We start from the raw sequence: 12,071 nt of genomic DNA, 5'->3' as shown, positions 1-12,071 counted from the left end.
GCCTAGACCATGCGCCCCTTGCGCGCGGCACCCACTGCGCCCAGCGCGGCTAAGGCTGCAAGCAGGCTCCAAGCGCCTGCGGGCAGCGGCACGGGCGATACCAACAGAGAGCTTTGATTGGCCCCCTGACGGAAAGCATCTGCAATCAGGCTATGCGCAACGCCATTCGGGTGCACACTGTCCCAAAACAAAAAGCGATCCGCCTGCCCGCCCGCGATACACGCAAGCGTCGACAGGCATGCGTCAGTCACGTTGGTGATCCCGGCCGCCCCCGGGTCAGCAAGCAGCCCACCGCTGAGGGCTGCGAAATCAAACAGCCGCACATCGTTATACAGCGCGGGGTTGGCCACAAATTGCTGGGCCATGATCTCATTAAAGGCCGCGGTCGCGTTGCGGGCGGTATTCGGGTCGCTATCGCCTTCGATCTGGACAAGGGGGGTGACGGACACGTCGATCGAATTAACCAACACAAGATCGCGCAGACCAAGGGCCGCGAGTGTTTCCACCTGACCGCGCACCGCCCGCGCCGCAGTCCGCGCCAATTGCAGCGCGTCGGGCTGTTTGGCCGCCGCAAACAGGTCATTGCCCCCAAAGAACAGCACCCCCAATGGGCGCGGACCTAGCAGTGCAGCATTCGCTGTTTGGGTAAAGCCTTTGAACAGATCGACCTGAAAGGCCAAATCCGGCGAGGCATCCGCATCCGTCACGGCCTTTGCCCCCCCAAACGCGAGGTTCAGCGAAAGCCGTCCCGCATTGGTGAAATCCTGCCCGACCTGATCGGCCCAAACGGCATCGTTTGAAAATTGACCATTAAAGTACGGCGGCGGCGGAAACGTGCCGCCCGATTGGGCAAAGATGTTGCCCGTATCGCTGAGGCTATCGCCCAGAATGACAAGGCTGGAATAGGTGTTTGGCAACGTGGCAGCAGGGGCCGCCACAGTCCAAAGGGCCGCAATGGTGGCCACGAGCGTTTTGGTTTTTGAAAACATTGTCTCTCCTCCCAGAGAAAAAATGCGGCAGGGATGCCGCACAATTTGGGGTAAAAGGCGCGGGGCGCGCACAAAACCGCCCCGCACGATATCATAAGCACACGGCGTTACTTGGCGGTGATGCGCCCGTCCGTGTAGGGCGTGTAGCTGCCCCCTTTGGCGGCGATATAGTCAGCCAACACTTGCTCAACACCGGGGCCGAAATCGTAGGCATCAGTTGCGGTTGCAAACATCGCATAGCCATCGCCACCGTTGCGCATATAGTTGTTGGTGACCACGCCGTACGTCGCGGTTAGGTCAATCGGCGCGCCCCCCACCATCACATCCGACACCCGTGATCCGGGGGCGGCACTGGCATCAAACGCGTAGGTCATGCCCGATACTTGGGGGAAGCGGCCCGCGCCTTCCTCAACTTGGCTGACCCCGTTTTCAAGTGCCGCCACGATGTTAGCGCCCGTGGTAGTAAAGGTCGCAAGCGTGTTTTGGAACGGCAGCACCGTCAACACTTCGCCCATCGTGATTTCGCCCGCATCGATCGAGGCCCGCAGCCCTCCACCGTTTTGGATCGCCACTTGGACGCCCTGCGATTTGACCCGGTCCAGCAAGGCATCAGCCACCAGATTTCCCATCGCACATTCCACTGCGCGGCAGACGGCCCGGTCACCTTCGATAAAGGCGGTGGTGTCGCCGATGACTTGCGCCTTCAGCTCTTCGATGGGACCCGCAAGTTCCGCCACACGGGCCGCGATGGCCGCATCCGGTGTTACACTCGCGTCGATCAGGATGGTGTCGCCAGTGGCCGAGGTCACATTGCCATTCGCATCAAACTCTAGGACCAAGTGGCCCACGTATTTGCCATAGGCCCGTGCCTGCACCACGGGCGTGTCGCCAATCATATGCGGATAGGAAAACAGCGCGCCCTCATCACTGTTGGAAAACAATGTATGCGAATGCCCGCCCACGACCGCGTCGATGCCATCCACGGCCTCGGCGATTGCGAAATCCTTGGGCGCGCCCACGTGGTTCAGCGCGATGATCTTGCTCACGCCGTCGGCCTCAAGCGTGGCGACATCTGCGGCCAGTGCATCGATCTCATTTTGGAAAATGACATTCGGCCCCGGCGAGGATGTCTCGACCGTGTCAGTGGCCAGCGCCGAGATGATCCCGATCTTTTGACCGCCGACCTCCAGCACGACATGATTACCGACCTTGCCATTCAAAAGGTTCGATTGGCTCACATCAAGGTTTCCCGAGATCACGGGAAAGGAGACCATATCAATGAACTCGGCCAGCTTTTCAGGGCCATCGTCAAATTCGTGGTTGCCCACCGCCATGACGTCGAAACCGATGGCCTCCATCATTTCGGCCTCAACCGCGCCCTTGTAGGTCGTGTACATCAGTGAGCCTTGGAACTGATCGCCCGCATCCAAGGTGATGACATTTTCACCTGCAAGCTCGGCACGTTTGGCGTCAAGAAACGTCTTGAGCCGGGCCGCGCCGCCAAAGCATTTGCCCTCGGCGTCATCCTCAGCCCCACAGGTTCCGTCAAACCGCGAAATCGGCTCAATCCGGCTGTGCAGATCGTTGATATGCAAAATGTGCAGCGTGTAGCCATCGGCCACCGCCATGCCCGTGCCCAGCGTTGTCGTCATCGCCAAGGCCGCGGCCGTCGTAAGAAGTTTTTTCATTCTGCGATTCCCCTGTTTTAAAGCCGGAATGGTGGCGCGAACGCCTGTGCAAGTCAAAGTCTGAGATGTCTTGACGTTGCGGCTTGGTGGGTGCATCTGCGAGGCATGCTGATTTACAAGATTTTCCGCCGCGCCGAGTGGGCGACACTCCGCGCCACAGGCCTCACACGCGGCGCACCCGTGGACCTCACGGATGGGTACGTCCATTTCTCAACCGCCGATCAGGCCCGCGAAACAGCGGCCAAGCACTTTAAGGGTGAAGCCGACTTGGTGCTGGCCGCGGTTAACACTGATGCCCTTGGGGATGACCTTAAGTGGGAGGTATCGCGGGGCGGTGCCGAATTCCCCCACCTGTACCGTGTGTTGCGCATCACCGATGTTGCTTGGACGCGCCGCCTGCCCCTGCGCGATGGCGCGCATGTTTTCCCGGATGACATGCTATGATCGAAGCTCTTGGCCTGCGGGCGTTGCGCGCGTTTGACCCTGAAACCGCCCACGGGCTGGCTCTAAAGGCGTTGAACACAGGCCTCGGGCCTAAACCCGGCCCCGTGACCAGCCAGCGGCTGAAATGCACCATTGCCGGGATGGAATTTGCCAACCCCGTGGGTCTGGCTGCAGGGTTCGACAAGAACGCCACGGCATTGGCGGCCCTGTCCAAGGTGGGTTTTGGGTTTCTTGAGGTGGGCGCAGCCACACCGTTGCCCCAACCCGGAAATCCCAAGCCGCGTCTTTTTCGCCTGACGGAGGACCGCGCGGCGATCAACCGGTTCGGGTTCAACAATGACGGTGCGGATGTCATCGCCGATCGGCTGATGGCCCATAACCCCACCATTCCTGTGGGGCTCAACCTTGGGGCCAACAAAACCAGCACTGACCGTTCAGGTGACTTTGCCCGCGTGATCGCGACATGTGGGCCTTATGTCGATTTTGCGACGGTCAATGTTTCCTCTCCCAACACCGAAAAGCTGCGCGACCTACAGGGCAAAGCCGCCCTAACAGCCCTGCTGACCGGTGCGCTAGAGGCACGCGATGCACTGCCCAAACGTATCCCACTGTTTCTCAAAATCGCGCCGGATCTCTCTGCGGCGGAGCTGGAGGATATCGCCGAGGTGGCGACGTCCCTCAAGCTGGACGGGATCATCACCACCAACACGACGCTGGATCGGACTGGCCTACAATCGCCCCACGCGGGCGAGGCTGGTGGCCTGTCTGGTGCGCCGCTGTTTGAACGTTCGACCCGCATACTGGCGCAAATGTCCAAGCTGACCGATGGGCAAATGCCGTTGATCGGTGTGGGCGGCGTCCACGATGCGGATACGGCGTACGCAAAAATCTGCGCAGGTGCGACTGCGGTGCAGCTGTATACCGCGCTGGTTTACGCGGGGCCGTCGTTGATTGCGGATATCGCGCGGGGCTTGGATGCCCGGATGCGTGCGGATGGCCACACCACGCTTGAACAGGCTGTTGGGTCGCGCCGGGGCGACTGGCTCTAGCTCCGGGCCGAGGTTTCCCAAAGGAAACGCTGCGCGCATTCAACACGCAATCTGCGTCACATAACCGTCATACATACGTAGTCCTTGGTATTGGCGAGGTGCTCGGTGCAAACTAGGCAGTGTGCACCTGCAGCGTGGGATTCTTCCCGCCCCAGACACCCGTGTCTGACGACCAAGAGGACCTTATCTATGGCCGACTTCCAAAAAATCCTCATAGCCAACCGAGGCGAGATTGCCATCCGTGTGATGCGTGCCGCCAACGAGTTGGGCAAACGCACCGTGGCGATCTATGCCGAAGAGGACAAGTTGAGCCTGCACCGGTTCAAGGCTGATGAGGCCTATAAAATTGGCGAAGGCATGGGCCCCGTGGCGGCCTATCTCTCCATCGAAGAGATCATCCGTGTTGCCAAAGCCTGTGGCGCGGACGCGATCCACCCCGGCTATGGCCTGCTGTCGGAAAACCCCGACTTCGTGGATGCCTGCACCAACAACGGAATCACCTTTATCGGCCCCAAAGCCGAAACCATGCGCAAACTGGGTGACAAGGCCTCGGCCCGCAAGGTCGCGATGGAGGCGGGCGTGCCCGTCATCCCCGCAACCGAAGTGTTGGGCGACGACATGGCCGCCATCAAGAAAGAGGCCGCCGAAGTGGGCTATCCGCTGATGCTCAAGGCATCTTGGGGCGGTGGCGGACGCGGGATGCGCCCGATCTATTCCGAGGATGAGCTAGAAGAAAAGGTCCTAGAGGGCCGCCGTGAGGCCGAGGCCGCCTTTGGCAACGGCGAAGGCTATCTGGAGAAAATGATCACTCGTGCACGCCACGTCGAGGTGCAAATCCTCGGCGACAGCCACGGCCAGATTTATCACCTCTATGAGCGTGACTGCTCGGTGCAGCGCCGCAACCAAAAGGTCGTCGAGCGCGCGCCTGCCCCCTACCTCAGCGGGGCCCAGCGTGAGACCATCAACAACCTCGGCAAGAAAATCTGCGAACACGTGAACTATGAGTGCGCAGGAACGGTTGAGTTCTTGATGGATATGAACACCGGTGAGTTTTACTTCATCGAAGTGAACCCCCGCGTGCAGGTTGAACACACCGTGACCGAAGAGGTCACAGGCATTGATATCGTTCGCGCCCAAATCCTGATCGCCGAGGGCAAATCGCTGGTCGAAGCCACGGGTATTGCCAGCCAGTACGATGTTCAGTTGAACGGCCACGCGCTGCAATGCCGCGTCACGACCGAAGACCCACAGAACAACTTTATTCCCGACTATGGCCGCATCACGGCCTATCGTGGGGCCACTGGCATGGGCATCCGGCTCGATGGTGGCACCGCTTATTCCGGCGCGGTCATCACCCGGTACTACGACAGCCTGTTGGAAAAAGTCACCGCGTGGGCCCCAACGCCCGAGGCGGCGATTGCCCGGATGGACCGCGCCCTGCGCGAGTTCCGTATTCGGGGTGTGTCCACCAACATCGCGTTTGTTGAAAACCTGCTCAAGCATCCGACGTTCTTGAACTACGAATACACGACCAAGTTCATCGACGACACGCCCGCGCTGTTTGATTTTCAACAACGCCGGGATCGGGCCACGAAGATCCTGACCTACATCGCTGAGATCACGGTTAACGGCCACCCCGAGACCGAGGGCCGCCCCCGCCCCGCCGCAGACATCCGCGCGCCCAAGCCACCCGTCAAACTGGGCACGCCCTTTGCCGAGGGCACGCGCCAAATCCTAGACGCCAAGGGCCCGCAGGCTGTGGCGGATTGGATGAAGGCCCAGCCGCAACTTCTGTTGACAGACACCACGATGCGCGATGGCCACCAGTCGCTGCTAGCGACGCGGATGCGGTCCATTGACATGATCCGCTGCGCGCCTGCCTATGCCAGCAAACTGCCGCAATTGTTGTCGGTGGAGTGTTGGGGCGGTGCGACGTTTGACGTGGCTTACCGGTTCTTGCAGGAATGTCCGTGGCAGCGCCTGCGCGACATCCGTGAGGCGATGCCAAACATCATGACGCAGATGCTTTTGCGCGCCTCCAACGGTGTGGGCTACACCAATTACCCCGACAACGTTGTCCAAGGCTTTGTGAAACAGGCCGCTGAGACCGGCGTTGATGTCTTCCGCGTGTTCGACAGCCTCAACTGGGTCGAAAATATGCGCGTCGCGATGGATGCGGTGATCGCCGCCGATAAGGTTTGCGAAGGCACGATTTGCTACACCGGTGACATCCAAGACCCCAGCCGCGCCAAATATGACCTGAAATACTATGTCGCGATGGCCAAAGAGCTTGAAGCCGCGGGTGCCCATGTTCTGGGCCTCAAGGACATGGCGGGCCTGATCAAACCCGGCGCGGCCAAGCAGTTGGTCAAGGCGCTTAAGGAAGAAGTCGGCCTGCCGATCCACTTCCACACGCACGACACGGCCGGGATCGCCTCTGCCAGCATCGTGGCCGCCGCCGAGGCCGGTGTGGACGCAGCCGACGTCGCGATGGACAGCTTTTCGGGCAACACATCGCAGGCAACGTTCGGCACAGTCGTGGCCGCGCTGCAAAACACCGACCGCGATACCGGGATCGACATGGCCGCTGTGCGCCAGATCGACACCTATTGGGACGCGGTCCGCGCGCAGTACCTTGCCTTTGAAAGCGGGCTTCAGGCGCCGTCGTCCGAGGTGTATCTGCACGAAATGCCCGGCGGTCAGTTCACCAACCTCAAGGCGCAGGCACGCTCGCTTGGCCTAGAGGATCGCTGGCACGAAGTGGCGCAAATGTACGCCGACGTGAACCAGATGTTTGGCGACATCGTAAAGGTCACACCATCGTCGAAGGTTGTTGGCGACATGGCGTTGATGATGGTGTCTCAAGGCCTAAGTCGGGCCGAGGTTGAGGATCCGAAAAAGGACGTCGCCTTCCCCGACAGCGTGATCGACATGATGCGCGGCAATCTGGGCCAGCCTCCCGGCGGGTTCCCCGATGCGATCTTGAAAAAGGCGCTTAAAGATGAAGCCCCAAGCACGGAACGTCCGGGCAAGCATCTTGCTCCCGCAGACATGGCAAAAGTACGCGCCGAACTTGAGGCCGCGATCCCCGGCGTTGATTTCGACAATGAGGACCTGAACGGCTACCTCATGTATCCCAAGGTCTTCACCGACTATGCCCAGCGCCACGAAACCTACGGTCCCGTGCGCACCCTGCCCACGCCCGTGTTCTTCTATGGGATGGAGCCGGGCCAAGAGATCGAGGCCGAGATCGACCCCGGCAAATCCCTTGTGATCCGGATGCAAGCCGAAGGCGAAACCAACGCCGATGGTGAGGCCAAGGTGTTCTTTGAACTGAACGGTCAGCCGCGTGTCATCCGCGTGCCAAACCGCAAAGTTGTGGGAACTGCGGTCAAAATGCCAAAGGCTGAGTTCGGCAATCCCAATCACATCGGCGCGCCTATGCCAGGCGTCGTGGCCAGCGTGGCCATTCAAGCGGGGGCAGAGATCAAAGAAGGCGATCTGTTGCTCACGATTGAAGCGATGAAAATGGAAACCGGCATCCATGCCGAGCGGGATGCCACGGTTAAGGCTGTGCATGTCTCACCCGGTGGGCAAATTGATGCCAAAGACTTGCTGATCGAACTGGAATAACGCCCCAACAGGCGTTACCGCCCTTCCGGCGGGGCATCACTGCCCCGCCATACGGAGCATCAATTCATGCACAAGATCCTTGTCCTAACGGATCTTCACATCACACCGCCCGGTGAATTAATCATCGGGCTTGATCCGGCAGAGCGGCTTTCCCGTGTGTTGGATGCAATGCGCGGCGCGCATGCAGATGCCGACCAGCTGCTGATCCTTGGGGATTTGGTTCACTACGGCACTGCCGAGGAATATGCGCGCCTGCGTGGTCTTTTGCGCGACCTGCCCTGGCCCACCACGTTCATGATGGGCAACCACGATGACCGCGACACGTTCTGCGCCACCTTCCCGCGCGCAGGCCTAGACGCCAACGGCTTTGTCCAAAGCCGCATCACCCTACCCTATGCACATATCCTCTGTCTCGACACGCTTGCGCCTGATGCAAAGCCCCGACACAGCGGCTTTTTATGCGCAGACCGTATGGATTGGTTGCGCACAGAATTGGCCCGTGCCCCTGGTACGCCCAAAATCGTCGCGCTGCATCATCCTCCGTTTGTCACGGGCTTTGACGGAATGGACCGCATCGGGCTGGTAAATCGAGCTGAGGTTATCGAAACACTACAGGCTTGTGCAGACGTGCGGCTCGTCATCGCCGGTCACATTCACCGCACGATCATGGCGAGTGCGGGTGGCCTGCCCATGGCGGTGTTCAAAAGCCCCTGCCATCAAATGCCGCTTCAACTCGGCACAGGCACATCCGGCCTGTCGATAGACGAGAATGGCGCATACGGCCTGCTGCTGGTTGGCCCGGATGGCGGTATCTGCGTCCATACCGAGGACGTCGCTGCCCACAAGGCTGCCATACTCGACGATATCGCCAGCAAGTGATTGACCACAAATTCGCGACAATCCCCGGATTATCGACGGACATTTAACTATTTCGGCTCTTTGGCCCCAATTTTGGACGTATCTGTGCCGCAGATTTGCCGCACGCGGTGTGTACCAAAGATGGGCAAAGGAGTCCGCAATGACACATCGTTTCATTAAGTCCGAGGATGGTGCCATCACCGTCGACTGGGTCGTTCTGACGTTTGGGGTCACGATCACGGGGCTCGCCATGATGGGGACCATTGGTCCGTCTCTGGGTCGTATGGCGGTATCCGTTGTCGATGCGCTGGAGGCCACGGTGGGCTCGATCTATGAGGGATCGACCATTGTTGCGTACCGATCGAACTATGACTTTGCCGGTGACACCAGCGCGTGGACGGGCGCAAGCTCAACCTATGTGGATGGATTTGGCGAAGTGCTGGGCCCGATTGCGGGCAGCGGCGGGTTAGAAAGCGTCACGACGAGCTTTGACATCGGCGCAGAGGCCGAATCCGCTACGCTGACATTTGATTTACTGGCCTTCGACAGCCTCGATGGTGAAGACGCGGTTTTGTATATTGATGGTGTTGAGGTCGGCCGCATGACCTCTGACCAAGGTTACCTCACGTGGACCCCCGGCGACGTGGAGGGCATCAGCCTCAGCGCCACGACCCTGTCCGAAGGCGAACACTTGGGCGGCATGCAAAACGACACCAGCCAGAATTGGTGGCGCGACGCGGCCAGCCGGATCACTATTACGGTTGATGATCCTGGTGCCACGCTGGATTTCGGATTTGGCTCCACCGCGAACCAAGATGTCTCTGACGAAAGCTGGGCGATCGACAATTTCATCATCGAATCCACCGTCGCGGCCAGCACAGAGCCGCTCGGATAACCGCATTTTCGTGCGCCGCCCTGCTTGACCCTAGGTCGCACAGAAATTTTACATCCGAAGCGCATTTTTCTCTTGCAGCCACCCGCCCACGAAAGTAGATCACCCACACGCTAAGTGAGCGGGCGTAGCTCAGGGGTAGAGCATAACCTTGCCAAGGTTAGGGTCGGGCGTTCGAATCGCCTCGCCCGCTCCAATTAGCCGGCCACACACCCCATGTGGCAAACACTCAGGTCGCCTTCGGGCGGCCTTTGTTGTTTCTGGGCTCCGGAAACGGCTGGCCAACCAGCCACAGCCGCCCGCAAATCGCGACACGCCCCTTGGCCCGTCCGAACCACCCGCCTATAGAGACCTCAATGGCAGACGGAGGCCCTATGCGCAGCGCAACCATCACCCGCACCACCGCGGAGACCGACATCACTGTTGAGATCAATCTCGACGGCACTGGTATCTATGACAACCAAACCGGCGTTGGTTTCTTTGACCACATGCTGGATCAACTGTCGCGCCACGCGCTGATCGACATGAAAATCCGCGCAAAGGGTGATTTGCACATCGACGATCACCACACAGTTGAGGACGTGGGCATCGCGCTGGGTCAGGCGCTGAGCAAAGCGATGGGCGACAAGCGTGGCATCGTGCGTTACGGCGCGTGCCTTTTGCCGATGGACGACGCGTTGGTGCGCGCGGCCCTTGATATGTCCGCACGCCCCTTTCTGATTTGGAACGTGACCCTTCCGACCCCCAAGATCGGGACATTCGACACAGAGTTAGTGCGTGAATTCTTTCAAGCCCTGTCCACACACGGCGGCATCACACTGCACGTGGATCAGTTGCATGGGTTCAACAGCCACCACATCGCCGAAGCTGCGTTCAAGGCAGTGGCCCGCGCCCTGCGCGATGCGCTGGAAACGGACCCGCGCAAGGCTGACGCCGTACCCTCAACCAAGGGCGCACTTTAGACGATGCGCACGGTTCTGATCGATTATGACAGCGGCAATCTGCACTCTGCGGAGAAGGCATTTCAGCGGATGGCCCAAGAGGTCGACGCAGGTGAGGTTATCGTCTCGGACAAGCCCGAGGACGTCGCCCGCGCCGACCGTATCGTGCTGCCCGGCGACGGCGCATTTCCGGCGTGCCGCGCGGGTCTGCGCAGCTTTGACGGGCTTGAAGAAGCCGTGATGGAAGCCGTCACGCGCGATGCCAAGCCCTTCATGGGGATTTGCGTGGGCATGCAAATGCTCGCCACTTGGGGGCGCGAATATGAGGACGTGCGCGGCTTTGACTGGATCGGTGGGGAAGTTGTGCGCATCGCGCCCTCGGATCCCGCGCTAAAGGTTCCGCACATGGGTTGGAACGACCTGATCGTGACCGGTGACCACCCGGTTCTATCGGGCATCAAAACCGGCGATCACGCGTATTTTGTGCATTCCTATCATATGGATGTGACCAATCCGGCGGACCGGTTGGCGCATGTGGATTATGGCGGGGACGTAACGGCAATTGTGGGTCGGGATACCGTCATCGGCATGCAATTCCACCCCGAGAAAAGCCAAGACGCCGGTCTGCGGATGATCGCGAACTTTCTGACGTGGCGCCCCTAGCGGAGCCGCGTCCACACCTGTGTGCCGCGCATCAATCCGACGCGTCCCTTTACCTCCAGCCGTTCGCCCGACAGAGTTAACGCGACGTTTGAGGTTGTGACATTTAGGATCGGCACATAGGCCGCGCCGCCACCGAATGTACCGTTGTCCTGCGGCTTCATATCCCAAAAGAGCATTCTGCCGATATTTCGGGTTGTGACCTCGGCCCCCGTTGGATCAAAGGCGCGCAAAACGCGGCCGCAATACCCCGTCCCACAGGGCGCTACTTCGATGTGAGAGGTCAGCTCTTTGCGGTCCGGCTCTGTCTGCCACACCCCAACGATACTGTCTTTGGCGTAGGCCGGCGCGCTGGCCCAAAGGCCGAACACACAAGCCAAAACGATGCAGCGCATGATCCGTCTCCCGAAAGGATGTCATCCTATATCGGGAGGGGTCGGCGCCGCACAAGACGACGCCAAAATGCGGGCACAAACCCGCGTATTTCCGCCTAGTTGAGCTTGGTCCAAGTGCCGCCATCGCGGCAGATCCCAAACACACAGCCCGACACCGACAGCGTGTCGCCCGTAAGTTGCAGTTTGGAATTGTAGGTCTTGCCCCGGTCCGGTGAAAACACCTTGCCGCGGTATTCGCCGTCCCCACGCGGTTTGGTCGCCGAGATGATATGAGAGCCAGTGTGATCCGACGGGATCACCGCCCCTGCACTGTCGAACGATTTGATCAATGTCCCACACAGGGCGTCACCACACGGCGCCACTTCAATGTGGCCAAAGTTGCCATTGTCGTCCTTGGCCGTCTGCCATGTACCCAACAGCGGCTCGGCGTGGGCCGCGCCTAGCATCAAAAAGCTCGCGACAGCGGCGGTCAGTATCGTTTTCATCGGTATCCTCCCTCAAGGTGCACAATGCAAACATCAC

Annotated in this window: 11 protein-coding genes and 1 tRNA gene; 8 read left to right on the top strand and 4 right to left on the bottom strand. The window is 60.0% G+C overall.

Annotated elements, in window-relative coordinates; all coding sequences use genetic code 11:
* Positions 1–2: 2 nt before the first annotated feature.
* Positions 3–989 (bottom strand): SGNH/GDSL hydrolase family protein, encoded by a 987-nt coding sequence (locus tag PM04_RS11425; RefSeq protein WP_038006848.1) that lies wholly within the window; start codon positions 987–989, stop codon positions 3–5.
* A gap of 107 nt (positions 990–1,096) precedes the next feature.
* Positions 1,097–2,677, bottom strand: a complete 1,581-nt coding sequence (locus PM04_RS11420; RefSeq protein WP_038006847.1) for a bifunctional UDP-sugar hydrolase/5'-nucleotidase — start codon at positions 2,675–2,677, stop codon at positions 1,097–1,099.
* Between the two features lie 105 nt (positions 2,678–2,782).
* Here PM04_RS11420 and PM04_RS11415 point away from each other — a divergent pair, with 105 nt between their 5' ends.
* The 8 genes from PM04_RS11415 (at position 2,783) to hisH (ending at position 11,157) form a co-directional block, all read left to right on the top strand.
* Complete coding sequence (locus PM04_RS11415) at positions 2,783–3,121, top strand: DUF952 domain-containing protein (protein WP_038006845.1); 339 nt, start codon at positions 2,783–2,785, stop codon at positions 3,119–3,121.
* The gene (locus tag PM04_RS11410; protein WP_038006844.1) at positions 3,118–4,170 is read left to right on the top strand and encodes a quinone-dependent dihydroorotate dehydrogenase; all 1,053 of its coding nucleotides are present in this window, start codon (positions 3,118–3,120) and stop codon (positions 4,168–4,170) included. The genes PM04_RS11415 and PM04_RS11410 overlap by 4 nt, the downstream gene beginning before the upstream one ends.
* Before the next feature lie 189 nt (positions 4,171–4,359).
* On the top strand, positions 4,360–7,803 hold the full coding sequence (locus tag PM04_RS11405; RefSeq protein ID WP_038006843.1) for a pyruvate carboxylase: 3,444 nt from the start codon (positions 4,360–4,362) through the stop codon (positions 7,801–7,803).
* A 66-nt stretch (positions 7,804–7,869) separates the two neighbouring features.
* The gene (locus PM04_RS11400) at positions 7,870–8,682 is read left to right on the top strand and encodes a phosphodiesterase (protein ID WP_038006841.1); all 813 of its coding nucleotides are present in this window, start codon (positions 7,870–7,872) and stop codon (positions 8,680–8,682) included.
* 139 nt (positions 8,683–8,821) lie between these two features.
* Entirely contained in the window at positions 8,822–9,556 is a 735-nt protein-coding gene (locus PM04_RS18085; RefSeq protein ID WP_038006840.1) for a hypothetical protein, read from the top strand.
* A gap of 118 nt (positions 9,557–9,674) precedes the next feature.
* A tRNA-Gly gene (locus PM04_RS11390) sits at positions 9,675–9,749 on the top strand.
* A gap of 178 nt (positions 9,750–9,927) precedes the next feature.
* Complete coding sequence (hisB, locus tag PM04_RS11385) at positions 9,928–10,515, top strand: imidazoleglycerol-phosphate dehydratase HisB (RefSeq protein WP_038006838.1); 588 nt, start codon at positions 9,928–9,930, stop codon at positions 10,513–10,515.
* Positions 10,516–10,518: 3 nt separating this feature from the next.
* Positions 10,519–11,157: an imidazole glycerol phosphate synthase subunit HisH gene (gene hisH / locus PM04_RS11380; RefSeq protein WP_038006837.1), complete on the top strand. Its 639-nt coding sequence runs from the start codon at positions 10,519–10,521 to the stop codon at positions 11,155–11,157.
* Here the strand turns inward: hisH and PM04_RS11375 are convergent.
* Complete coding sequence (locus PM04_RS11375; RefSeq protein ID WP_038006836.1) at positions 11,154–11,549, bottom strand: DUF2147 domain-containing protein; 396 nt, start codon at positions 11,547–11,549, stop codon at positions 11,154–11,156. The genes hisH and PM04_RS11375 overlap by 4 nt on opposite strands.
* A gap of 95 nt (positions 11,550–11,644) precedes the next feature.
* Entirely contained in the window at positions 11,645–12,034 is a 390-nt protein-coding gene (locus tag PM04_RS11370) for a DUF2147 domain-containing protein (RefSeq protein WP_038006834.1), read from the bottom strand.
* Positions 12,035–12,071 lie beyond the last annotated feature (37 nt).

It is taken from the genome of Thalassobacter sp. 16PALIMAR09 (assembly GCF_000765485.1).
Lineage (GTDB): Bacteria > Pseudomonadota > Alphaproteobacteria > Rhodobacterales > Rhodobacteraceae > Thalassobacter > Thalassobacter stenotrophicus.
Note: the sequence above shows the minus strand (reverse complement) of the source record. Positions and strands in the feature narration are given on the sequence as shown.

Coding starts and splice junctions, on each gene's coding strand:
- PM04_RS11425 (WP_038006848.1), bottom strand. CDS start 989: ATGTTTTCAAAAACCAAAACGCTCGTGGCCACCATTGCGGCCCTTTGG.
- PM04_RS11420 (WP_038006847.1), bottom strand. CDS start 2,677: ATGAAAAAACTTCTTACGACGGCCGCGGCCTTGGCGATGACGACAACG.
- PM04_RS11415 (WP_038006845.1), top strand. CDS start 2,783: ATGCTGATTTACAAGATTTTCCGCCGCGCCGAGTGGGCGACACTCCGC.
- PM04_RS11410 (WP_038006844.1), top strand. CDS start 3,118: ATGATCGAAGCTCTTGGCCTGCGGGCGTTGCGCGCGTTTGACCCTGAA.
- PM04_RS11405 (WP_038006843.1), top strand. CDS start 4,360: ATGGCCGACTTCCAAAAAATCCTCATAGCCAACCGAGGCGAGATTGCC.
- PM04_RS11400 (WP_038006841.1), top strand. CDS start 7,870: ATGCACAAGATCCTTGTCCTAACGGATCTTCACATCACACCGCCCGGT.
- PM04_RS18085 (WP_038006840.1), top strand. CDS start 8,822: ATGACACATCGTTTCATTAAGTCCGAGGATGGTGCCATCACCGTCGAC.
- hisB (WP_038006838.1), top strand. CDS start 9,928: ATGCGCAGCGCAACCATCACCCGCACCACCGCGGAGACCGACATCACT.
- hisH (WP_038006837.1), top strand. CDS start 10,519: ATGCGCACGGTTCTGATCGATTATGACAGCGGCAATCTGCACTCTGCG.
- PM04_RS11375 (WP_038006836.1), bottom strand. CDS start 11,549: ATGCGCTGCATCGTTTTGGCTTGTGTGTTCGGCCTTTGGGCCAGCGCG.
- PM04_RS11370 (WP_038006834.1), bottom strand. CDS start 12,034: ATGAAAACGATACTGACCGCCGCTGTCGCGAGCTTTTTGATGCTAGGC.